A 21,592-nucleotide genomic window follows, 5' to 3' on the forward strand; every position below is an offset into this window, starting at 1 on the left:
TTCGTGGTCTGGCCCGACCGCCACCGGCCGCTTAGCATCGCCGGATGCGTCTCGCCGCCCGCCTGCCCGTGCTCCTGCTCTGCGCGCTCACCGCCCTCCCACTCGGCTGCGCCCGGGCCGAGCCGGCCGGGACGCCCGACGGCGCGGCGGCCGGACCCGACGCCGTCGGATCGACCGCGCCACCGACCGCCGAGGGCGCCAGCGGACTCGGCGCCGCCCCGAGCGCCAGCCCCACCGCGCCAGCGAGCCGCCGGCCGCGGAAACCGCCGGCGCCGGGCAATCCGGCCGGTCGGGCCGCCGTCCCCGCCGAGGCCCGCGCGGTCGACACCTCCCGACCGACCCGGGTCATCGGCGACGGCACCAAGGCGAGCTGCACCAGCCGCGCGGTCGTCTCGGCGGTCGCCGCGGGCGGCATCATCACCTTCGACTGCGGGCCGGACCCGGTCACCATCACGATGACCGCCACCGCAAAGGTCCGCAACGGCAACGGACCGCAGGTCGTGCTGGACGGCGGCGGCCTGGTGACCCTCAGTGGCAGCGGCAAGCGGCGGATTCTCTACCAGAACACCTGCGACGAGGCGCAGGGCTGGACCACCTCGCACTGCAACGACCAGGACCACCCCCGGCTCACCGTGCAGAACCTGACCTTCGCCGACGGCAACTCCACCGGCGCCACGACCGACGGCGGCGGAGGTGGCGCGATCTTCGTACGCGGGGGGCGGTTCAAGGTGGTCAACTCCCGGTTCGTCCGCAACCGGTGCGACCGGACCGGCCCCGACCTCGGCGGCGCCGCGATCCGGGTGCTCGACCAACACCAGGACAAGCCGGTGTACGTGGTGGGCAGCACGTTCGGCGGCGCCGCCGGCCAGGGTGGCTCCTGCGCCAACGGCGGCGCGCTGAGCAGCATCGGCGTCTCCTGGGTGATCCTGAACAGCGTGCTGAGCCACAACGAGGCGGTCGGCCGGGGCGCCAACCCGGCCAAGGCCGGAACACCGGGCGGCGGCAGCGGCGGGGCCATCTACTGCGACGGCAACCGGTTCACCGTCCGCATCGCCGGCAGCGTCGTCGAGAACAACAGCGCCAACGAGGGCGGGGGCGCGCTCTTCTTTGTCAGCAACGACCGCACCGGCACCCTGCGGATCGAGAGCTCTCAGTTGCGCCGCAACCCCAGCGACGGGTTCGAGACCCAGGGCCTGCCCGGGATCTTCTACCTCGGGGCCGGCCGGCCGACCGTCACCGGTTCGAAGCTCGGCTGACGACCGGCCGGCACGGGTTCTCTCAGTGCGTGGCCACCGCGACGACCCGCGGCTCCACCGGATCCAACCGGGCCGGGCGGACGACCAGGACGAGCACCGCCAGCGCCGCGAACATCCCGCCCGCGACCACCAACGCCATCGCCACGCTGCCGTTGCCGAGCACGCCGACCATCGGGGCCGCCACCGCGCCGACGCCGAACTGCACCGAACCGAGCAGCGCGGCGGCGGTGCCGGCCGCCTCCCCGTGCCGGGACAGCGCCACCGCGGGCGCGTTCGGGATGGCCAGGCCGCCGGCCGCCAGCACGACCCAGAGCGAGGCCAGGATGGTCGGCAGACCGCCGAGTCCGGTCACGGCGAAGCCGATCAGCGCCAGCCCGGCGACTGATCCGACGGACAGGGCGGTGAGCAGGATCTGCTGCGGCGCGAACCGGCGCAGCAGCCGGACGTTGAGCTGGGTGGCCAGGATGAGCCCGACCGCGCCGGCCCCGAATGCCACCCCGAACTCCTGTTCGTTGAGGCCGTACCGCTCCTGGAAGACGAAGGACGAACCCGCCACGTACGCGAACAGCGCGGCCATCGACATCCCGGCGACGATCACCAGCCCGACGAAGACCCGGTCCCGCAGCAACGACCGGTAGACGCGGACGGTGTCCAGAACCCCGCCGCGGCGGCGTCGCGCGACCGGCAGGGTCTCCCGCAGCCCGACCACCGCGACGACCACCAGCAGTACGCCGAACCCGGCGAGCGCCACGAACACGCCCCGCCAGTCGGTCCAGCTCAGCAGGGCGCTGCCCAGCGTCGGAGCCAGGATCGGTGCCGCACCCATCACCAGCATCAGGCGGGAGATCAGACCGGCGAACGCGGACCCGCTGAACAGGTCCCGCACCACCGCCATCGCCACCACCGACGTCGCGGCGACGCCGAGTCCCTGCAGGACCCGCAGCGCGCCGAGCACGGCGATGTTGGGCGCGATCACGCAGAGCAGCGACGCGAGGACATGCAGCGCCAGGCCGGCGATCAGCGGCGCCCGGCGTCCGACCGCGTCGGAGAGCGGGCCGATCAGCAGTTGGCCGAGGGCCAGACCGGCGAGCGTGCCGGTGAGGGTGAGCTGCACCGCGGCCGAGGTCGTCCCGAAACTGTCGGTGATCGCCGGCAGCGCGGGCAGGTACATGTCGATGGTCAGCGGGCCGATCGCGATCAGTGAGCCGAGCACCAGCACCAGGCCGGCCCGCTGCCGACCGCTCATCAGCTCCCCGGGCGTGCCGGCCGGTGGGGCGGCCGTCGTCGTCTCGTGCGCGGTGACTGTCATTCGATCCCCCGTTCGCGGGGCCGATGGCGGCGGTGGCACACCCGCCGGGGCCGGCCCGGATTTTCGTCGATCCATCTGGCAGCAACTCCTGAGGCAGACCGGCATTCCCCAGCGGTGGAGAGGTAACTGAGCTCACACGCGCGGGAACGTGAGATGGCGGCTTGTCATCGACAGTTCGCCGACCTGTCATGACGCCGTGGTGTGGTGCCGACCGGCTCGCGGCACCTTGTTGTCATGCCGATCACGATCGTCGACTGGGAGTCAGCATGAGGATCGTTCGGCTGGCCAACTTCGTCACCGGCAACTCCGGTGGCCTGCGGACCGCGCTGCGGGAACTCGGAGCGGGCTACCGGGCAGCCGGCCACGAGCCCGTACTCATCGTACCGGGGGCGCAACCGGATTGGCGGGACACCGAGCAGGGTCTCGTCGTCACGCTGCCCGGGCCGGTGGTCCCCGGCACCGGCGGCTACCGGGTGCTGCTGGACCGCAAGCGCCTGCGTCGGGTGTTGGACGGACTGGCGCCCGACCGGATCGAGGTCTCCGATCGGACCACGCTGCGGTGGACCGGCCGGTGGGCGTCCCGGCACGGCGTACCGTCGGTGATGGTCTCGCACGAAACCCTGGCCGGACTGCTGCGGTTGCCGGCCGGCGGTCGGCTGCCGGTCGACCGGCTCGCCGACCGGATGAACGTGGCCACCGCGGGCGGCTACGACCGGGTGGTCTGCACGACCGCGTGGGCGGCGGCGGAGTTCCATCGGGTCGGCGCGGCCAACGTGGTCCGGGTGCCGCTCGGGGTCGACCTCGACCACTTCCGCCCCGACCGGTACGACCAGGCGTTACGCGACCGCTACGCCGCCCGCCGTGAGTTGCTGCTGCTGCACTGCGCGCGGCTCTCCCCGGAGAAGAAGCCGGAACGGGTGCTCGCGGCGTTGGCCGAGTTGCGCGACCGGGCGGTGCCGGCGGTCCTGGTCGTCGTCGGCAGTGGACCTCGGCAGGCCCGGATGCGGGCTGAGGCCCGCCGGGCCGGCCTGCCGGTGCGGTTCGAGAACCACGTCAGCGACCGGGTCCTGATCGCCCGGTTGCTGGCCACCGCCGACGTGGTGCTGGCACCGGGTCCGGTGGAGACCTTCGGACTGGCGGCGCTGGAGGCGCTGGCCAGCGGCACGCCGGTCGTGGCGAGCGCGGAGAGCGCCCTGCCGGAGGTGATCGGCACGGCCGGCGTCGCGGTGCCCGGCGACGGTCCGGCGTACGCGGACGCGGTCGTTGACCTGGCGTCCCGGTCGATCGGCGAGCGGCGGGCGGCGGCCCGCCGCCGGGCCGAGGACTTTCCCTGGTCCGCCTCGGTAGACGGGTTCCTGGCCGCGCACGGACTTCCCGCCACCACCGCCGTGCCGGCTGACCGCTCGTACCCGTAGGACCCGCTCGTACCCGTGGGACCCGCTCGTACCCGTGGGACCCGCTCGTACCCGTAGAACTAGCCGTCCGGACAAGACCTGCGCCACATAGGACGGCGACCCGTCCGTAACGGGAGGTTACGCTGACGGCCATCTCCAGCGAACCGGTCGGTAACGATGGGCTGAGGTGGTCGTAGTGGCGTCCGGACACGCCGGTGATCCCGGCGATGTGAGCCTGCGTCTCATCCAGATCCTGCGGATCTACGGGGGCGGGCTGAGCTCCCACACCCTCGGTGACCTGCGCGAGGTGGTGCGGGCCGGACGGTACCCGTGGTTGCGGGACGAGTTCGGTTCCGCGATCCGCACCGGCGCGTTCACCGCCGCGTCCTGGAGTTCGGCGATCGGGCTGGAACCGCCGATCGACCTGGCGGAACGGACCGTCCACGACCAGCAACGGCTGGTCTGGGCGGCGATCTTCGGCGATGAGCCGTTTCCGGCCGCCGGCCGGTCCGTGGCCCGCTGATCGACAGTCCGGGTGGGGACCGAGCAAGATGTCGGAATGAGGATCACCGACGCGAAGGTCATCGTCACCTGCCCGGGACGCAACTTCGTCACCCTGAAGATCGTCACCGACGAGGGGGTGACCGGGGTCGGCGACGCGACCCTCAACGGCCGCGAACTGGCGGTGGCGGCGTACCTGACCGAGCACGTCGTGCCGGCGCTCATCGGTCGCGACCCGGCCCGGATCGAGGACACCTGGCAGTACCTCTACAAGGGCGCCTACTGGCGGCGCGGTCCGGTGACGATGAGCGCCATCGCGGCGGTGGACACCGCGCTCTGGGACATCCTGGGCAAGGTGGCGGGGCTGCCGGTCTACCGGCTGCTGGGCGGCCGGTCCCGCGAGGGCGTCACCGTGTACGGGCACGCCAACGCGGAGACGGCCGAGGCGGTGCTGGCCGAGGTCGCCTGGTACGTCGAGCGCGGCTACCGGGCGGTGCGGGTGCAGACCGGCGTGCCCGGGCTGGCCGCCACCTACGGGGTGAGCGGGGACAAGACCTTCTACGAGCCGGCCGACGCGGCGATCGCCACCGAGGCGGTCTGGTCGACCGAGCGGTACCTCAACACCGTACCGTCGGTCTTCGCCCGGGTCCGCGACGAGTTCGGCCCGGACCTGAAGCTGCTGCACGACGTGCACCACCGGCTCACCCCGATCGAGGCGGCCCGGCTCGGCAGGAGCCTGGAGCCGTACGCGTTGACCTGGATGGAGGACCCGGTCCCGGCCGAGCTGCAGGAGGGCTTCCGGCTGATCCGCCAGCACACCACCACCCCGATCGCGGTGGGGGAGGTGTTCAACACGGTCTGGGACTGCCAGCAGCTGATCACCGAGCAGCTCATCGACTACATCCGGGCCACGGTGGTGCACGCCGGTGGGATCAGCCACCTGCGCCGGATCTTCGACCTGGCCGCCCTGCACCACGTCCGCAGCGGCTCGCACGGCGCCACCGACCTCTCCCCGGTCTGCATGGCCGCCGCGCTGCACGTGGACATCAGCATCCCGAACTTCGGCCTGCAGGAGTACATGCGGCACACCGGCGAGACCGACGCGGTCTTCCCGCACGGCTACCGGTTCGAGAACGGCTACCTGCTCCCGTCCGAGGAGCCGGGCCTCGGCGTCGACATCGACGAGGAACTGGCCGCGAAGTACCCGTACCAGCCGAAGGCCCTGCCGGTGAACCGCCTGGAGGACGGCTCGATGCACTCGTGGTAGCGGGACGCCGCCGGTCAGCTCCGGGGGCGGGGCGGTGGCGGCGGGTCGGCCGGGATGGCCGTTACCTGGCCCGGACGGTCGGGTTGCGGGGAAGGTGCGTGCCACCCGGCCGAAACCATCGGGGTGGCGCCAACCCATCGATGTCTGTCATGCTCTGTCGCCATGGTGAAGTCGCGCGGCCGGCTGGCGGCCCTCGCAGTCATGTTCACGGCGATCCTGCTCGGCGCCGGTGGCGTCCAGGCCGGTGCGGCGGGCACGGCCGGTGCCGGGGCCGGTGACGCGGGGTGCCGCGACCGGTCGCACCGCAACCTGCTGTTCTGTGAGGACTTCGAACGGCTGCCGGTCGGTGGGCCGGCCACCCTGCGTTGGGGGGTCGACACCAGCCACGGCACCCTCGCCGTGCAGCGTCAGCGGCACGGCAAGGCGCTGCACGTGCACACCGAGGGCAACGGGCGGGCCTTCCTCAAGGTCGAGGACTTCGCCGCCCCCGGCAACAGCCACCACGGCCGGGTACGGATCAAGGTCGACGCCTTCCCGACCGCGCCGGACTGGGCGCACTTCACCCTGGTCGAGCTGACCGGCGCCGGCAGCGCCGAGGTGGTCCGGCCGATCGGCGGCCAGTGGGCGCCGCCGCTGGCCGGCTCGTTCTGGGGCGTGGGCGCCGACGGCGGCCCGACCGGCGACTGGACCAACTGGCGCGAGTCGGCGCCCACGGTCGAGGACCGCTGGCAGTGCTTCGAGTGGCGCTGGCGGGGCGCCGACAACCGGATCGACGTCTGGATCGACGGCGTACCCCAGCCCGAGATGACGGTGACGACCACCGAGCACGGCGGCAACCCGGTCGACTTCGTGCTGCCCGACGCCAACACCGTCAAGATCGGCTGGCAGCTCTACCAGGGCGGCCCCACGCCGGACCACTTCGACCTCTGGATCGACGACATCGCGCTCGGCGCCCAGCGGGTCGGTTGCGGCCGCTGACCGGCTACGCGCCGCCGGTCACCGCCACCACCTGGCCGGTGATGCCGGTGTTGGCGGCCGACCCCAGGTAGACGACCGGCCCGGCGACCTCGTCGGCGTCGAGCAGCCGCCGCAGCGGGCTGAGCGCCGCGTAGTGCCCGCCGGCCGCGTCCACGATCATCCCGTTCGTGTCGGTCCGGGTCAGGCCCGGCATCACCACATTGGAGAGGATGTCCCCGCTGCCACCCAGCCCGAACGCGGCCGACCGGCTGAAGCCGTGCAGCGCCGCCTTCGCCGCGGCGTAGTACTCCGAACCGGCGGCACCGTCGACCGCGAGGCTCGACGAGATGTGCACCAACCGCCCCCAACGGTGCTCGCGCATCGCCGGCGCGACGGCCCGGCTCAGCCCCAGCGCACCCTCGACATTGGTCCGCAGCACCGTGAGCCACTCGGCGTCCGGCACGCTCTCGAAGCGGGCGTCCGGATCCGGCGCCGAGCTGCCCCACCGCACCGCGTTGTTCACCAGCACGTCGATCCGGCCGGCGCGGTCGAGCACCGCGTCGACCAGTTTCCTCGCCGCGTTGTCGGCGCCCATGTCGTACCGGATAACGAACGCGCGGTCGCCGATCTCGCCGGCCAGCTTCTCCACCGCGGACCGGTCCTGGTGGTAGGTGAGGACCACCTCGGCGCCCTCGGCGGCGAAGCCGCGGGCGATCGCCCGCCCCAGCCCGCCGGAGGCCCCGGTGACGATGACGGTACGACCGTGTAGACCCAGATCCATGTGTACTCCCCGTGATTGTCGTTCCCAGCTCGCTGCCGATGCCACGCTGCCGGATCGGGTCCGGGACAGCCAGGCCGCGTTGAGGCTGGCCCTGCCAGGGCCAGGATCGCCGCCGGTCGCGGCGGTAACCTTTCGACAGTGAGCGACAACGAGCTGGGATCGTTTCTGCGTACCCGTCGGGAGGCGGTCACGCCGGCGCAGGTCGGGCTGCCTCCCGGCGGCCGGCGGCGGACCCCCGGGCTGCGTCGGGCCGAGCTGGCGACCCTGGCCGGCGTGAGCGTCGACTACCTCACCCGGCTCGAACAGGGGCGGGACCGCCGGCCCTCGCCGCAGGTGCTCGCCGCGCTCGCCGACGCGCTGCGGCTACCCGTCGAGGAGCGGGTCCACCTGCGGATGATGTCCAAGAGCGCGGACGGCGGCCTGCCGTGCATGGAGGCCGAGCCGCCGGCCCGGTCCGTCCGCCCCACCGTGCGGGCGCTGCTCGACCGGCTGGAACCCGGGCCGGCCGTGCTCCTCAACCGGCTCGGCGAGATCCTCGCCCACACCAGCGGGTACGCCCGCCTCGCCGGACCGCTCGGGGTGCTGGACGCCGATCCGCCGAGCCTGGTCGAATTCGTCTTCACCGATGCCCGGGCCCGGCACGCCTTCCCGGACTGGGCCGACCTGGCCGACCGGCTCGTCGCCGACCTGCGCCTGCCCGGGCGCGGCGACCCGCATCTGGACCGGCTCGTCGACGAGCTGACCGTCACGGCCGGTGCGCCGTTCACCGACCGGTACCACGGGCCGCCCACGGTGCCCCGCCGCACCGGCGTCGAGCGACTGTGCCATCCCGAGGCCGGCGAACTGCGCTTGGCGTACGAGATCCTGGATCTTCCCGACCCCGCCGACCAGCGACTGCTGGTGCACCTGCCGGCCGACGACGCCACCGCCGCCGCGCTCGACCGGCTGCTCGGCTGATCAGGGGCGGCGACGGGCCTGCAGGGTGTACGTCATCGGCAGCCGCCAGGGCCGGTCGCGCAGCCGCCACTCGCCGCGCTCGTCGCATTCGGTCACGCCGGGCAGGGCGTTCCACGGCGCGCTGTCGTGCTCCTGCAGCATGGTGAGGTCCAGACCCGCGTCGAGCAGCGCCGTGACGATCTCACCGAGGCCGTGGTTCCACTCGTGGGTCAGGTTGTGGGTGAAGGTGGCGTCGGTGGCGACGTAGGTGCCGGGCTCGTCGAAGACCAGCGGCTCGGGCCGCTCGAAGTAGGGGTACTCGACCGCCAGCAGCCCGTCGGTGCGGGCCTCGTCCAACGCCCACAGCATCGGGTGGCCCTCCCGGATGAAGAGCCGGCCGCCGGGGCGCAGCAGCGCGCCGACCACCTGCGCCCACCGCCGGATGTCCGGCAGCCAGCAGATCGCGCCGATGCCGGTGTAGACCAGGTCGAAGCCGCCGGGCTCCAACACCTGTGCCGCGTCGTAGACGTCGGACTCGACGAAGTCGATGTCGGCGCCGGTGCGGGCGGCCAGCGCGCGGGCCTGGGCCAGCGAGGCGCCGGAGAAGTCCAGCCCGGTCACCCGGGCGCCGAGCCGGTGCAGCGACAGGGTGTCGGTGCCGATGTGGCACTGCAGGTGCACGACCCGCAGACCGGCCACCTCGCCGAGCCGGGGCCGGTCGAACCGGATCACGTCGCTGAGATGCTCCGGATCGTCGACATAGCGCTCGATGCCGTAGTCCGGCGATGCCGCGTGCGCGGGCGCCCGCTCGTCCCAGTTGGCCCGGTTCACCGTCCGATAGTCCGCGGTCACGCCCGGTACCCTGGCACAGCCGTGCGGGTCCGTCCAACCAAATTCGGGTACGCGCCAGACCACATCGAGGTACGCGAGGATCGGTCGTGTCCGAGCCGACCGGCGAGATGATCCTGGCGATCGGGTACCAGGTCAGGTCGGCACGGGCCGCGCAGTTCCGGCAGTGGGCGACGACAGTCCTGCGGGAGTACCTGGTCAAGGGCTTCGCCCTCAACGACCAGCGACTGAAGCAGCCGGGCGGCCACGACTACTTCGACGAACTGCTCGCGAGGATCCGGGACATCCGGGCCTCCGAGAAGCGCTTCTACCAGAAGGTCCGGGATCTGTTCGCGCAGACCAGCGTCGACTACGACGGCTCAAGCGACCTGGCCCGCACCTTCTTCGCGACAATCCAACAAATTGGTGTACGCCGTCACGGGCCACACCGCCGCCGAACTCATCGTGGTGCGGGCGAAGGCGCCGAACATGGGTTGACCAACTGGCCCGGATCCCGGGTGCGGAAGAGCGACGTGACCGTGTCGAAGAACTACCTGAACGCGAGCGAGCTGGATGAGCTGAACCGGCTGACCACGATGTTCCTCGACTTCGGGGAGGACCGGACCCGGCGGCGCCAGCAGATCCGGATGGCCGAATGGGTGGTCCAGACCGACCGCTTCCTGGATTTCAACGAGCGCCGACTGCTGGCCGACGCCGGACGAGTCTCTCAGAGCGACATGCAGAAGATTTCCCACGAGCACTTCGACGATTTCGACGCCGACCGTCGCGCCCGTGAACTGGCGGAGGCTGACCGCGAGGCGGCCGAGGAGTTCGCCGCCCTGGAAGCCGAAGCCCACCGGCTACTTCCTGGAGCGCTGATGGAGACGAAATGGAGTAGACACCCCGCTATCACGGTCAATCGGTCGGGTTCCGCCCGCGTGCCTGCCGTGATCGAGCGGGCGCCGACTCCGCCAGGTTCACCAGTTGGAGTACCTGATCAGCGAGCAGCGGTGTGGCGGCGATGGTGGCCATCGAGTCGCTGGAGTGGGCTGATCCGTCCTGGTCGAGGATCACCGCACCGGCCTCGCGGGCGATCACGACTCCGGCCGTCATGTCCCACGGATGGTTCGACAGAGTGAGCGCGGCGTCGAACTTTCCCTCGGCGAGCCAGGCGAGGTCGAGCGCCGCCGAGCCGGTCATCCGTACTCGCTGAGCCGCTGCGGCGAGCAGGGCGGTCAGCGCGAGACGTGACCGGTTCCGGCTCGTGGCGTCCGGGCCTACGGCGTAGTCGCCGATCGCCACGATGGCCTCGGTCAGTGATGCCGTGTCGCTGACCTTGATCGGCTGGCCGTTCGCTTGTGCGCCGTGGCCCTCGGCGGCCGTATAGCGGCGGTCGAGGAACGGAAGGTCGATGACGCCCAGGACCGGTCGCCTGCCGCGAATCAGCCCGAGCGAGATCGCGCAGAGGGGTAGGCCGCGGACGAAGTTCACTGTCCCGTCCACCGGGTCGAGCGCCCACTGCAGTTCGCCTGACCCGCTGACGCCCTCCTCTTCACCGAGGAACCCGATTTCGGGCGTCTCGTCGCGGAGAAACAGGCGAAGGTCGCGCTCGATCTGGAAGTCCACCTGCGACGCGAGGTCCCGATCGCCCTTCGCAGTCAGGGTTCCTGCTGGCCGATGCCGCATCACCAGGCTGGCTCGCTCAACAGCCTGGACGGCGAGCGGGAGCAGCCGACCGAGTTCGGTCACAGCCTCCGCCCTCGCTCCCACTGTGATTCGAATACCTGCTCGAACACCGGAAAGAGCCCGGGCGCGTCCGGGCGACGCTTGATCACAAAGGCCGGTGAGTCAACCCCGCGGCTTTCGGGCAGGTAGGGCTGCGCGACGCACAGGCCATCCACGAGGACGATGTTGAACCGGATTGTTTCGTCGTAGGTGGCGATGTCGATGTTCCCCTGGACCTCATCCGGCAGCCGGCCCCGAACCCGAGTCAGGGTCTCGATGTTCAGCTTCGTCAAGGCAGCCAGGTGTCCAGCAGGGAAGCCCTCTTCAGCCTCCCTGGCCCGCAGCGCCGAGCCTGCGGGATCGAGAAACAGGCAGCGGATGCGGGCGCCGCCCTCGACAAGTGCGTGCCAGCGACGGTCCGCGTAGTCCTGACACAGCACGTTCAATGACAAGCCAACTGCCCTAACGTCACGCGCTCCGTCGAGCAGTTTCCCGACCGGTATGTGTGTCGAGAGTTCAGCACGATTCGTGTAGACCGCCGTGAGGTCGGCGAGGTGTTCGTGCGGCAGGTGGTCCTGCGGAGCCGTGCCGTAGCCGATCGACAACGGATCCGAAGGGCCCTCCGGGCTGTCTCGTGACGCGGCGGCGGGGTGTCCCAGGGCTGATCGGAACCTGTCCTGGACGTCGTCGGACCCCTGGGCAAGAGCGGTATCAAGCGCGGCCTGCATCTCCGGACGGGGGCAGATGCCTGAATGGCCGGCCTCCCACTTGGAGACAGTTCGCTCGCCGACCCCCAAGTGCTTGGCGAAGTCGCGAACACTCATGCGTTGTGCTTGCCGTAACGCCCTGGTCTCCCGACCGGTCCAGCGCTGCACGGTCGTCATACAGCCTCCGATCGAGTCGAGACCGGTCTCTGTGCAGCCTACCGGCAGCGGTGGCGGAAAAGGTGCCACACAAGTGCAGCGGGTAGTCGTTCCTGGTGATCGTCTGGTTTGTCAGGGTGGCTCCAGCACGGATGAACGAGGTGTCTGGAGTGGCGCGATGATGTATCGGACGGGTAATCGGATCGCTCCCTACCAGGTCCGGACGGCCACGTTCGGCCGACGGTGGCGCGGGCTCGACCCCGATGAGGTGTACGGGTACCTGCGGCAGGTCGCCGACGAGATGGATGGCCTGCTGCGGGAGGTGCGGACCACGTCGAAAGAGTTGGAGCGGATCCGGCAGGGGCTGTGGCAGTGGCGGACCCGCCACATCGGTTGCAAGTTCGCCGACCCGGACTTCGGACCGGTCACGAGGTCCGCTGATTCCGGGGCGGCCCGTCCCCGCGCCGTCGACGCCACCGGCAGCGAAGGCGGCAGTCGCAGTGGCAGTGGCGGTGGACCCGGCGGGGATGAGCCCGAACGGGGAAGCCGGAACAGGGGGCGGTGGTGAGCGGCGGCACCCGCTGGGTGATCCACCTGCCGACCGCGCTCACCTCGCGGCACGCCGCCGTGGAGTTGGTCACCGCGTTGCGCGCGTCGCTGACCCAGCTACCCGTGCTCGACTTCGGTGCGACGAGCCTCTCCGAGGAAGACGAGCAGTCTCTGCGTACCCGGGTGTGGTGTGACGCCAGGATTCTCGGACCCGGCGGCGGATCGCCCACCCGTGCGCCCTCCCGGCCGCCCACCTCGGCTGCTGCCAACCGCCAGCTCAGTGATCGCGAAGGGTTCAGGTCGCGCGCACGACCCGAACCCTTCGCGATCAGGCAGGGGTGGGGTCAGGGGATGGGTTGGGTGGCTTCGGTTTGGGTGATGGCCAGGCGGGTGGCGGTTACGAAGTCCCAGAAGAGTTGGGTGGTGGTGTGGCGGCGCTGGGGGCGGGTGTTGGTGCCGAACATCGCCGTCCGCAGGGGAGTGGTGATCTCCAACTGGGCGCCCATGCCGAGCAGGGCGCGGTTGGCGATGTTGTCGACCGCCGTGCCGGCCAGGGCCGGGATGGTGGTGGCGTCGAGCGCGGTGAAGCCGGCGGCCTGGAACGCGGCGATCAGCTGAGCGCGGAAGGCGGCGTTGCGCCCGCCGACCGCGACCGCCTGCGCGGTCGACGACAGGCCCGCCGAGGCCGGGGTGCAGCCGTGCAGGGCCACCACGTTCAGCGCGCTGGCCGCCACCGACAGGGCCGGCACGTCGTCGCAGTGCGTCGCGGTGACGTGCAGGTCGGCGTTGCCGCCGGAGCGGATGCCCTCGAACATCCAGTAGTCGTGGACGACGCCGCCGGTCGGGGTGACCGCCAGCGTGGCCGGGTGGTAGCCGGCGATGGCCAGGCACAGCTCCGAGGTGCCGGCCTCGATCCCACCGCCGTGCGGGGCGATGATCGCGGTACGCGGGAACGGGAACGCCTGGCCGTCGGTGTTGTCGAGCAGGGCGTGCCGCCGGTAGCGGCGGGCGTAGTCGACGCCCTCGGTCAGGTTCGGGTCGGCGTACAGGTCGGTGTTGGAGTCGTACAGATCGGCGGCGAGGGCGGGGGCGGGGGCTGACAGCCCCGCGAGAGGACCGGCCACCGCGGCGGTGGCGATCATGCCGAGTACGGCACGCCTGCTGGTGCTCACGGGCTTCGTCTCCTGTGGATGGTGGTGGTTGCTCGACGGTCGGGCGGCCCACACCGTGACACGGCGCCAGCGCCGGCGGCCACGCATTTGCTGGCTATGGTCCGTCGGTGTATGGATAGCGGAACCTTCGAAAGTGCTGGTGACGGCCATGGCGGTCAACCGAACCGTCGGATTTCCGCGCAGCGGGCGTCGACGTTTCGACAGCCTCGCCTGCTGTCGATAGGCTCCTGTTGCAAGTAGATGGCAACAGCCAATTCTGCTCAATAGATGAGGGAGTCCGATGGCGGTCTATACGCTGCCCGACATGCCGTACGACTACGGCGCGCTCGAACCGGCGATGTCCGGCGAGATCCTGGAGCTGCACCACAGCAAGCACCACGCCGCCTACGTGAAGGGCAGCAACGACGCGCTGGACCGGCTGGCCGAGGCACGGGAGAAGGGCGACTACGGCACCCTCGTCGGGCTGGAGAAGACCTTCGCTTTCAACCTCTCCGGCCACGTCCTGCACTCGATCTTCTGGAACAACCTCTCCCCGGACGGCGGCGACCGGCCCGACGGCGAGCTGGCCGCCGCGATCGACGAGTACCTCGGCGGGTTCGACGCGTTCGCCGGCCAGCTCTCGGCGGCCACAAAGGGCGTGCAGGGCTCCGGCTGGGGTGTGCTCGCCTGGGAACCGCTCGGCCAACGCCTGATCATCGAGCAGGTCTACGACCATCACGGCAACGTGGGTCAGGGATCAACTCCGATCCTGGTCTTCGACGCCTGGGAGCACGCCTACTACCTGCAGTACCGCAACGTCCGGCCGGACTACGTCGACAAGCTGTGGAATCTGGTCAACTGGATCGACGTGGACGCCCGGTTCACCGCCGCCCGGGCCGCCAAGCCGGGGATCTGAGCCGATGGACCGGGCCTCCACGGGTCAGGCCGAGGCCGTCCAACGCGCCGCCGGCGTGATCGGCGCCCGGCACCGGGGCGACCTGGCCGGCGCCGAGTCGCTGCTCGCCGCCTTCCCGACCGACCAGGCCCGGACCGCCGGCTTCTACCTGCTCGCCGAGCTGGCCCTCGGGCTGGTCCGGGCCCAGACCGGCCAGAGCATGGACGATCTGGTACGCGAGCTGTCGCTGCACCTGGCTACGGCGGCCGGACCGCCACCGAGCCCGGGCCGGTGACGCCACGCCGTCACCGGCCGGCCCCGCCCGGTGGGGGGAGCGGGCACGGCAGCTCGATCGTCAGTACCGTCGGTCCGCCCGGTGGACTGTGCACGGTCACGGTGCCGTCGAAGGTGCCCAGCCGGCGTCGTACCCCGCGCAGGCCGGTGCCCTGCTCGGGGTCGGCGCCGCCCCGGCCGTCGTCGGTGACGGTGATCCGCAGCAGGCCGTTGCGGTGTCGGATGTCGATCTCCACGCGCTTCGCGCCGCCGTGCCGGACGGCGTTCGCGAGTGCCTCGCAGACGGCGAAGTAGGCGGCCGTCTCCACCGGCGGCGCTGGGCGGCCGGGCAGGTCGGCCGTCACCGACACCGGCAACGGGGTGTCCAGGGCCACCGCGCGTACGGCGTCGACCAGGCCGCGTTCGGCGAGTACCGGGGGGTGGATGCCGCGGACCAGGTCGCGCAGCTCGGCCAGCGCGGTGGCGGAGGTCTGCTGGGCCCGCGCCAGCAGGTCGCGGGCCTGGACCGGGTCGGTCTCCATCAGCCGCTCGACCGAGGCCAGGCTGAGTCCGACGGCGATCAGCCGGGCCTGGGCGCCGTCGTGCAGGTCGCGTTCGATCCGGCGCAGCTCGGCGGCCTGGCTGTCGACGGCGTCGGCCCGGGTCTCGGTGAGTCGGGCCACCCGCTGGGCGAGCAGCGCGGCCCGGGTCGGGGCCAGCAGCAGCCGGTCCCACCACTGGCGCAGCCGCAGCATCGGCAGCCCGAGCGCCACACCGACCAGGGTGATCAGGAAACCGATCGGCACGCTCAACCAGCCCGGCACGACGTCCAGGACCGGTAGCAGTCGCGCCGCGAAGTACCAGAGGTACCAGGCGGTGAAGACGTCCCCGCGGAGCAGGCCGATCGGCAGCGCCCAGGCCGGCCAGATGACCACCTGCCACACCAGCCCGAACAGGCCGACGCAGACCAGCGCCGCCGGGACGAGCCCGAGCACCGCCAGCGGCGGGGTCAGGCCCATCCAGAGCAGGTCACGCCAGGTTGCCGGATCTGCGACGACCCACTGCTGGCGCTGCGCCCGGACCGCCTCGGACCGGGTCGGGTAGAGGCCACGGCCGACCCGGTAGGAACCGTCGCCGTCCGGGACCGGCGGCGCCGGAAACGGCCGGTACGGCTCGGGCAGGTCCGCGCCGGCCCAGGCACGAGCGCGTTGCCGGTAGCGGCCCAGCAGCGGGCGGGTGACTGCCGAGACCGACGCCATCAGCCGCCCCCGCGAGACCACGGCGGCCAGCACCGTGAGCAGGAACCCGCCGAACGCCACGACCGCCAGCCCACCGAGCCCGGCCAGCGGCCAGACCGACCGGTAGCCGCGCCCGATCCACCGGCCGATCCCCGTCTGCTGGGTCCACGACGCCGAGCCCGCCCGGAGCTGGAACGCCGTCCACCGGGCGTGTAGCCGGACCATCGCCGGAGCCAGCGCCAGCCCGAGGCCGACGGCCGCGACACCGAGCGCGACCGCCCAGGTGCCCGGCAGCGCCCCGAAGCTGGGCAGCACACCGGCGAGCGGCAGTACACCGAAGACCGGCAGTACACCGAAGACCGGCAGTGCTTCGGCGAGCGGCGCGGTCGTGCCGGACAGCAGCGCGGTCGTGCCGGCCAACAGCGCCGCCGCGCCGGCCACCACGAGCGCCGGTGGCACCGCCGCGGCGAGGCCGCCGGTGACCGGGGTGAGCAGCAGCCACAGCCACTCCCGCCCGTGGGTCGGATCCCTGGTCACCCACTCCAGCCGCGCCAGGAAGGCCGGCACGACCGGCCACCGGTAGAGCTGGTTGCCGTGTACGTACCAGCCGTCGGCGCGTCGTTGGGGGACCGGTGGCCCGGTGCGCTCGGGCTCCGGGAAGTCCACCCCTCCCCACCTCCGGGCGAGCCGGCGGCCGAGCCGGGCGAGGCGGAGCTGGCCGGTGCTGACCGCCGGATACGGCACCACGAGGGTGGCGGCGACGACCACCGCGTACGACAGCAGCAGCCCCACCGCCGCCAACCCGACCAGGGCGAGGCAGCGGACCAGGGCGAGCAGCTGGCGGGTCACCACGCCCACAGTCTCCCGATCGTCGGTCCGGGACGCGATGGGCCGAGGCGCCGCGCCGGGGTGCAGTTTCCTCCACCCGTACTCGGCGGGTGGCCCCATTCTCGCCGGGCTGCGAAATTTCTAGCGTTTTCGGTATGACAGTGATCGAGGTGACGAACCTGCGGAAGCGCTACCGCGACCAGGTCGCCGTGGCGGACGTCTCGTTCAGCGTGCTGGAAGGGGAGATCTTCGGCATCGTCGGTCCGAACGGCGCCGGCAAGACAACCACGGTCGAGTGCATCGAGGGGATCCGGTCTCCCGACGGCGGCACCGTGCGGGTGTTGGGGCTCGACCCCCGCCGGGACCGCGCGGCGGTACGGCAGAAGCTGGGCATCCAGCTCCAGGAGTCCCAACTGCCCGATCGGATCAGGGTCTGGGAGGCGCTGGATCTGTACGGCAGCTTCTACCCGGACCCGGCCGACCCGACGGCCCTGATGGCGGAGCTGGGCCTGACCGAGAAGCGCAACACCGCGTACGCCAAGCTCTCCGGCGGCCAGAAGCAGCGCCTGTCGATCGCGCTGGCGCTGGTGGGCAACCCGTCGGTGGCGATCCTGGACGAGCTGACCACCGGCCTGGACCCGCAGGCCCGGCGCGACACCTGGCAACTCATCCGGCAGATCCGCGACCGGGGGGTGACCGTCGTCCTTGTCACCCACTTCATGGACGAGGCGGAGCGGCTCTGCGACCGGCTGGCCGTGCTGGCCGCCGGTCGGGTGGTCACCGTCGACACCCCCGCCAACCTGATCGCCGATGCCGATGTGCCCGGGGTGGCCCGTCCGACCCTCGAAGACGCCGTTCTCAACCTGACCGCAGCCAGGAGCTGATCATGAAGTCGCTCACCAAACTCGTCGCCGTCGAGGCCAAGCTGTTCGTTCGCGAGCCGATCGGCGCGTTCTTCGCCCTGGCCTTCCCGGCGATCCTGCTGCTGGTGCTGGGCAGCGCCATTCCCGGCTTCACCGAGCCGGACGAGGCACTCGGCGGGGACCGGCCGATCGACATCTATCTGCCCATCACGCTGGCGCTGGCCATCGCCACCGTCACCATGATCACACTGCTGGGGGTGCTGTCGCAGTACCGGGAGCGCGGCATCCTGCGCCGGCTCTCCACCACCCCGGTCTCGCCGACGGTGCTGCTCGCCGCGCAGCTCGTGGTGAACGTGGGGGCGCTGGTCCTCGGGTCGCTGCTGGCCTTCCTCGTCGCGACCGCCGTCTTCCAGGTCGCGCCGCCGGAAAACGTGCCCGGTTTCGGGCTCGCCTTCGTTCTCGGGTCGGCGGCGATGTGCGCGGTCGCGCTGCTGATCGCCGCGGTGGCGCCGAGCGCCAGGGCATCCTCCGGCATCGGCACGCTCGTCTACTTTCCGCTGATGTTCTTCGCCGGGGTCTGGACGCCGGGCCCGGTCATGCCGGACCTGGTCCGCCGGATCTCGGACTACACCCCGCTGGGCGCTGCCTCCCAGGCGCTGCAGGACTCGTTCGCCGGCGCCTGGCCGAGCGCCCTGCACGTGGCCGTGATGACCATCCTGACGCTCGGCCTCGGCGCGGTCTCCGCCCGCTTCTTCCGCTGGGAGTGAACCCCCGGCGGGGGTCAGCCCGGAACGACACCCTGCCGGTGCGCCCGGATGATCTCGGCGTACCGGTGGCCGCTGGCCTTCATGGTGCGCCGCTGGGTGGGGTAGTCGACGTGGACCAGGCCGAACCGCTTGTCGTAGCCGTACGCCCATTCGAAGTTGTCCAGCAGCGACCAGGCGAAGTAGCCGTCGATCGGCACCCCCCGGGCGGCCGCCGCCGCGCAGGCCGCGAGGTGCTCCTCCAGGTATTCGGTGCGCCGCTTGTCCTCGATGGTCCCGTCCGGAGCCACCTCGTCATACCAGGCCGAGCCGTTCTCGGTGACATAGATGCTGCGGGCGCCGTACTCCTGGGCGACCCGGACCAGCAGTTGCTCCAGGCCGGTGGCGTGGGTCTCCCAGCCCATCGCGGTCTCGACGGCGCCGGGCACCGGGATCTGCCGGGCGTACGGGGCGGGGCCGGTCGGGTCGTCCACGACGAGTTGGCGGAAGTAGTAGTTCAGCCCGAAGAAGTCCTGCGGGGCGGCGATGAGGTCGAGGTCGCCGGGGCGGACCGGCGGCTCGACCTGGTACGTGTCGATCATGTCGCCCGGGTAGCCGCGACCGAAGAGCGGGTCCAGCCACCAGCGGTTGGTGTGCCCGTCGGCCCGGACGGCCGCCGCCCGGTCGGCGTCGGAGTCGCTGCCCGGCTCGATCGGGCTGGGGTTCAGGACCGCCCCGATGGCCGCCGGGCGGGCCGCGTTGGCCCGGATCGCGGCGGTGGCCAGGCCGTGCCCGAGCAGCAGGTGATGGGAGGCGTGCACGGCCCGGCCGAGATCCCGCTCGCCGGGGGCCATGGTGCCCTCCAGGTGCCCGATCCAGGCCGAGCAGAGCGGCTCGTTGACGGTCATCCAGTCGGTTACCCGGTCGCCGAGCGCGCCGGCGACCACGGCGGCGTACTCGGCGAACGCCTCGGCGGTGGACCGGGCCGGCCAGCCGCCCCGGTCCTGCAGCGCCTGCGGCAGGTCCCAGTGGTAGAGGGTGGCGAACGGCCGGATGCCGGCGGCCAGTAACTCGTCGACGAGGCGGTCGTAGAACGCCAGGCCGGGCGGGTTGGGCCGGCCGGTGCCGTCCGGCAGGATGCGCGGCCAGGCCACCGAGAACCGGTACGCGTCGACGCCGAGCCGGCGCAGCATCGCGACATCCTCCGGCCAGCGTCGGTAATGGTCGCAGGCCACGTCACCGGTGTCACCGCCGTCGATCGCGCCGGGAACCCGGCAGAAGGTGTCCCAGATCGAGGGCTTGCGCCCGTCGGCGTCGACGGCGCCCTCGATCTGGTACGCGGAGGTGGCGACGCCCCAGACGAAGTCCGGGGGCAGGCTGGCGAACTCGGGCACGCGGAGCTCCTTCGGCGCGGGTCGGTGAGCCGGAGGGTGGTACCGGCAACCCGAACGGTTCGACAGCATACTTCAATACTTAGTTCAAAGCGTTAAACTTCTGCCTGCGGCATCCTTGGTGCCGGTGGCAGTGCCTGGAGTGACCTGCTGAGCTGGGCAAAGAGGACGGGTGTCGATGGATCCGCGGCGGACCACAGTGCGCGACGTGCGCCGCGCTAACCGGTCGGTGCTGCTCACGAACCTCTACCGCGACGGGCCGCTCAGCCGCTACGAACTCGGCCAGACCACCGCGCTGAGCCAGGCCAGCGTGAGCAACCTGATCGGCGAGCTGATCGGCGAGGGCCTGGTCGAGGAGGCCGGCGCGGTCGAGTCCGACGGCGGCCGACCCCGGGTGCTGCTGCGGGTGGCCCCCGGCTACGGCTATGTGGTCGGCGCCGACGTCGGCGAGAACCGGGTCCAGGTCGAACTCTTCGACCTGGCGATGACCCCGCTGGCCAAGGCGGAGCACCCGATCGCCGCCGCGCGACCCGAGCCCGACGACGTGCTGCGGCACCTGCTCGCCGGACTGACCTCGGTGGTCGAGCAGGCCGGCGTCGACCCGGCGGCGGTGCTCGGCTTCGGGGTGGCCGTCTCCGGCACCGTCGAGCGCACCGCCGACGCCGTCGTGCACGCCCAGACCATCGGCTGGGACGGCGTACCGCTCGGCGCGATGCTGCGCGCCGGCACCGACATCCCGGTGCTCGTCGACAACGGCGCGAAGACCCTCGGCCAGGCCGAGATGTGGTACGGCGCCGGCCGCGGTACCCGGCACGCGGTGGTCGCCCTGGTCGGCTCCGGGGTGGGCGCGGCCGTGGTCGCGGACGGGTCCAGCTACCGGGGCGCGCACAGCAGCGCCGGCGAGTGGGGCCACACCACGATCGTGTACGGCGGCCGGGCCTGCCGCTGCGGTGCGCAGGGCTGCCTGGAGGCGTACGTCGGGGCGGGCGGCATCCTGGACCGGTTCCGGCAGGCCAACCACGGCCGGCCGGCCCCCGGCGCCGACGAGGAGTCGGCGTTGCACGCGCTGCTCAAGGCGGCCGACGGCACGAAGACCGCCGCCCGGGTGATCGCGGAGACGGTGGACTACCTCGGCGCCGGGTTCGCCACGTTGATCAACCTGTTCAACCCCGAACGGCTGGTCCTCGGCGGCTGGGCCGGCCTGGCGCTCGGGGAGGGCCGCCTGGACCAGATCCGCGCGGCCACCGCCCGGCACGCGCTGCGCCAGCCGTACTCGCAGGTCGACATCGAGCTGTGCCAGCTCGGGCCGGACGCGGTCGCGATGGGCGCGGCGACCCTGCCGGTCGCCCGGCTGCTCACCGACGGCGGCGCGCTCCCGGCGCCGGCCGCCCGCGCCACGCCGGCCGCCCGCGCCACGCCGGCCGCCCGCGCCACGCCGGCCGCCCGCGCCACGCCGGCCGCGCGCGACGTGCCCGCCGCCGGCCAGGCGCTACGGTCCACCTCGTGATCCTCGTCCGCTCCCTGGCCCTGTTCGTGCTCGCCGCGCTAGCCGAGATCGGCGGCGCGTGGCTGATCTGGCAGGGCTGGCGGGAGCATCGCGGGGTGCTGTGGATCGCCGCCGGGATCGTCGCCCTCGGCGCGTACGGCTTCGCCGCGTCCCTGCAACCGGATCCGAACTTTGGGCGGATCCTGGCCGCCTATGGCGGCATCTTCGTCGCCGGCTCGCTGGCATGGGGCGTCGTCGTGGACAAGTTCCGCCCCGACCGCTGGGACCTCATCGGCGCGGCCATCTGCCTGATCGGCGTCGCGGTGATCATGTACGCCCCTCGGTCCTGACCAGACTG

Annotated in this window: 22 protein-coding genes; 13 read left to right on the forward strand and 9 right to left on the reverse strand. The window is 72.0% G+C overall.

Annotated features, from left to right (window positions below; genetic code table 11):
* Positions 1-44 precede the first annotated feature (44 nt).
* Positions 45-1,256: a hypothetical protein gene (locus tag O7627_RS12440; RefSeq protein ID WP_278093659.1), complete on the forward strand. Its 1,212-nt coding sequence runs from the start codon at positions 45-47 to the stop codon at positions 1,254-1,256.
* 22 nt (positions 1,257-1,278) lie between these two features.
* On the opposite strand, the gene O7627_RS12445 is transcribed toward O7627_RS12440, so the two are convergent.
* On the reverse strand, positions 1,279-2,502 hold the full coding sequence (locus tag O7627_RS12445) for a multidrug effflux MFS transporter (protein ID WP_278098258.1): 1,224 nt from the start codon (positions 2,500-2,502) through the stop codon (positions 1,279-1,281).
* A gap of 329 nt (positions 2,503-2,831) precedes the next feature.
* Between O7627_RS12445 and O7627_RS12450 the strand changes: the two genes are divergently transcribed.
* The 4 genes from O7627_RS12450 (at position 2,832) to O7627_RS12465 (ending at position 6,705) form a co-directional block, all read left to right on the forward strand.
* Positions 2,832-3,980, forward strand: a complete 1,149-nt coding sequence (locus O7627_RS12450) for a glycosyltransferase (protein WP_278093660.1) — start codon at positions 2,832-2,834, stop codon at positions 3,978-3,980.
* 175 nt (positions 3,981-4,155) lie between these two features.
* Positions 4,156-4,482 carry a hypothetical protein gene (locus O7627_RS12455; RefSeq protein WP_278093661.1) on the forward strand — a complete coding sequence of 109 codons (327 nt, stop codon included), beginning with the start codon at positions 4,156-4,158 and terminating at the stop codon, positions 4,480-4,482.
* 36 nt (positions 4,483-4,518) lie between these two features.
* Complete coding sequence (gene manD, locus O7627_RS12460) at positions 4,519-5,727, forward strand: D-mannonate dehydratase ManD (RefSeq protein ID WP_278093662.1); 1,209 nt, start codon at positions 4,519-4,521, stop codon at positions 5,725-5,727.
* Between the two features lie 162 nt (positions 5,728-5,889).
* A complete protein-coding gene (locus tag O7627_RS12465) occupies positions 5,890-6,705 on the forward strand; it encodes a hypothetical protein (protein ID WP_278093663.1) in 816 nt (271 codons plus the stop codon).
* Between the two features lie 4 nt (positions 6,706-6,709).
* Here O7627_RS12465 and O7627_RS12470 read toward each other — a convergent pair whose 3' ends face one another.
* Positions 6,710-7,465 (reverse strand): SDR family NAD(P)-dependent oxidoreductase, encoded by a 756-nt coding sequence (locus O7627_RS12470; protein ID WP_278093664.1) that lies wholly within the window; start codon positions 7,463-7,465, stop codon positions 6,710-6,712.
* A 138-nt stretch (positions 7,466-7,603) separates the two neighbouring features.
* Here O7627_RS12470 and O7627_RS12475 point away from each other — a divergent pair, with 138 nt between their 5' ends.
* On the forward strand, positions 7,604-8,422 hold the full coding sequence (locus O7627_RS12475) for a helix-turn-helix transcriptional regulator (RefSeq protein ID WP_278093665.1): 819 nt from the start codon (positions 7,604-7,606) through the stop codon (positions 8,420-8,422).
* Here the strand turns inward: O7627_RS12475 and O7627_RS12480 are convergent, their stop codons facing one another.
* The 4 genes from O7627_RS12480 to O7627_RS12495 all read right to left on the reverse strand — a co-directional run bounded on the left by O7627_RS12480 (position 8,423) and on the right by O7627_RS12495 (position 11,838).
* A complete protein-coding gene (locus tag O7627_RS12480) occupies positions 8,423-9,253 on the reverse strand; it encodes a class I SAM-dependent methyltransferase (protein ID WP_278093666.1) in 831 nt (276 codons plus the stop codon).
* A 356-nt stretch (positions 9,254-9,609) separates the two neighbouring features.
* Positions 9,610-10,086 carry a hypothetical protein gene (locus tag O7627_RS12485; protein ID WP_278093667.1) on the reverse strand — a complete coding sequence of 159 codons (477 nt, stop codon included), beginning with the start codon at positions 10,084-10,086 and terminating at the stop codon, positions 9,610-9,612.
* A 58-nt stretch (positions 10,087-10,144) separates the two neighbouring features.
* The gene (locus O7627_RS12490; protein WP_278093668.1) at positions 10,145-10,978 is read right to left on the reverse strand and encodes an inositol monophosphatase family protein; all 834 of its coding nucleotides are present in this window, start codon (positions 10,976-10,978) and stop codon (positions 10,145-10,147) included.
* Positions 10,975-11,838: a DUF5919 domain-containing protein gene (locus O7627_RS12495; protein ID WP_278093669.1), complete on the reverse strand. Its 864-nt coding sequence runs from the start codon at positions 11,836-11,838 to the stop codon at positions 10,975-10,977. Before O7627_RS12495 ends, O7627_RS12490 begins: the two co-directional genes overlap by 4 nt.
* A gap of 157 nt (positions 11,839-11,995) precedes the next feature.
* On the opposite strand from O7627_RS12495, the gene O7627_RS12500 reads away from it, so the two are divergent.
* Complete coding sequence (locus tag O7627_RS12500) at positions 11,996-12,385, forward strand: DivIVA domain-containing protein (RefSeq protein ID WP_278093670.1); 390 nt, start codon at positions 11,996-11,998, stop codon at positions 12,383-12,385.
* Between the two features lie 325 nt (positions 12,386-12,710).
* Here the strand turns inward: O7627_RS12500 and O7627_RS12505 are convergent, their stop codons facing one another.
* The gene (locus tag O7627_RS12505; protein WP_278093671.1) at positions 12,711-13,538 is read right to left on the reverse strand and encodes a poly-gamma-glutamate hydrolase family protein; all 828 of its coding nucleotides are present in this window, start codon (positions 13,536-13,538) and stop codon (positions 12,711-12,713) included.
* 280 nt (positions 13,539-13,818) lie between these two features.
* On the opposite strand from O7627_RS12505, the gene O7627_RS12510 reads away from it, so the two are divergent.
* Positions 13,819-14,433, forward strand: coding sequence for a superoxide dismutase (locus O7627_RS12510; RefSeq protein WP_278093672.1), 615 nt, complete (start codon positions 13,819-13,821; stop codon positions 14,431-14,433).
* Between the two features lie 4 nt (positions 14,434-14,437).
* Positions 14,438-14,707: a superoxide dismutase gene (locus O7627_RS12515; RefSeq protein WP_278093673.1), complete on the forward strand. Its 270-nt coding sequence runs from the start codon at positions 14,438-14,440 to the stop codon at positions 14,705-14,707.
* Positions 14,708-14,717: 10 nt separating this feature from the next.
* On the opposite strand, the gene O7627_RS12520 is transcribed toward O7627_RS12515, so the two are convergent.
* Positions 14,718-16,775 carry a sensor histidine kinase gene (locus tag O7627_RS12520; RefSeq protein ID WP_278093674.1) on the reverse strand — a complete coding sequence of 686 codons (2,058 nt, stop codon included), beginning with the start codon at positions 16,773-16,775 and terminating at the stop codon, positions 14,718-14,720.
* Positions 16,776-16,906: 131 nt separating this feature from the next.
* Here O7627_RS12520 and O7627_RS12525 point away from each other — a divergent pair, with 131 nt between their 5' ends.
* Both O7627_RS12525 and O7627_RS12530 read left to right on the forward strand, forming a co-directional pair.
* Positions 16,907-17,635: an ABC transporter ATP-binding protein gene (locus O7627_RS12525; RefSeq protein ID WP_347404654.1), complete on the forward strand. Its 729-nt coding sequence runs from the start codon at positions 16,907-16,909 to the stop codon at positions 17,633-17,635.
* Between the two features lie 2 nt (positions 17,636-17,637).
* Positions 17,638-18,381 (forward strand): ABC transporter permease, encoded by a 744-nt coding sequence (locus O7627_RS12530; RefSeq protein WP_278093675.1) that lies wholly within the window; start codon positions 17,638-17,640, stop codon positions 18,379-18,381.
* A gap of 14 nt (positions 18,382-18,395) precedes the next feature.
* Here the strand turns inward: O7627_RS12530 and O7627_RS12535 are convergent, their stop codons facing one another.
* Positions 18,396-19,751, reverse strand: a complete 1,356-nt coding sequence (locus O7627_RS12535) for a GH1 family beta-glucosidase (RefSeq protein WP_278093676.1) — start codon at positions 19,749-19,751, stop codon at positions 18,396-18,398.
* A 175-nt stretch (positions 19,752-19,926) separates the two neighbouring features.
* On the opposite strand from O7627_RS12535, the gene O7627_RS12540 reads away from it, so the two are divergent.
* Both O7627_RS12540 and O7627_RS12545 read left to right on the forward strand, forming a co-directional pair.
* The gene (locus O7627_RS12540; protein ID WP_278093677.1) at positions 19,927-21,255 is read left to right on the forward strand and encodes an ROK family transcriptional regulator; all 1,329 of its coding nucleotides are present in this window, start codon (positions 19,927-19,929) and stop codon (positions 21,253-21,255) included.
* Positions 21,252-21,584 carry a YnfA family protein gene (locus O7627_RS12545; protein WP_278093678.1) on the forward strand — a complete coding sequence of 111 codons (333 nt, stop codon included), beginning with the start codon at positions 21,252-21,254 and terminating at the stop codon, positions 21,582-21,584. Before O7627_RS12540 ends, O7627_RS12545 begins: the two co-directional genes overlap by 4 nt.
* Positions 21,585-21,592 lie beyond the last annotated feature (8 nt).

This window comes from Solwaraspora sp. WMMD1047 (assembly GCF_029626155.1).
Taxonomy (GTDB): Bacteria; Actinomycetota; Actinomycetes; order Mycobacteriales; family Micromonosporaceae; genus WMMD1047.

Bases quoted from the DNA above. Each gene is read 5' to 3' on its own strand.
- O7627_RS12530 (WP_278093675.1), top strand. From the start codon at position 17,638: ATGAAGTCGCTCACCAAACTCGTCGCCGTCGAGGCCAAGCTGTTCGTT.
- O7627_RS12495 (WP_278093669.1), bottom strand. From the start codon at position 11,838: ATGACGACCGTGCAGCGCTGGACCGGTCGGGAGACCAGGGCGTTACGG.
- manD (WP_278093662.1), top strand. From the start codon at position 4,519: ATGAGGATCACCGACGCGAAGGTCATCGTCACCTGCCCGGGACGCAAC.
- O7627_RS12540 (WP_278093677.1), top strand. From the start codon at position 19,927: ATGGATCCGCGGCGGACCACAGTGCGCGACGTGCGCCGCGCTAACCGG.
- O7627_RS12510 (WP_278093672.1), top strand. From the start codon at position 13,819: ATGGCGGTCTATACGCTGCCCGACATGCCGTACGACTACGGCGCGCTC.
- O7627_RS12445 (WP_278098258.1), bottom strand. From the start codon at position 2,502: ATGAGCGGTCGGCAGCGGGCCGGCCTGGTGCTGGTGCTCGGCTCACTG.
- O7627_RS12450 (WP_278093660.1), top strand. From the start codon at position 2,832: ATGAGGATCGTTCGGCTGGCCAACTTCGTCACCGGCAACTCCGGTGGC.
- O7627_RS12440 (WP_278093659.1), top strand. From the start codon at position 45: ATGCGTCTCGCCGCCCGCCTGCCCGTGCTCCTGCTCTGCGCGCTCACC.
- O7627_RS12470 (WP_278093664.1), bottom strand. From the start codon at position 7,465: ATGGATCTGGGTCTACACGGTCGTACCGTCATCGTCACCGGGGCCTCC.
- O7627_RS12515 (WP_278093673.1), top strand. From the start codon at position 14,438: ATGGACCGGGCCTCCACGGGTCAGGCCGAGGCCGTCCAACGCGCCGCC.
- O7627_RS12525 (WP_347404654.1), top strand. From the start codon at position 16,907: ATGACAGTGATCGAGGTGACGAACCTGCGGAAGCGCTACCGCGACCAG.
- O7627_RS12465 (WP_278093663.1), top strand. From the start codon at position 5,890: ATGGTGAAGTCGCGCGGCCGGCTGGCGGCCCTCGCAGTCATGTTCACG.
- O7627_RS12500 (WP_278093670.1), top strand. From the start codon at position 11,996: ATGATGTATCGGACGGGTAATCGGATCGCTCCCTACCAGGTCCGGACG.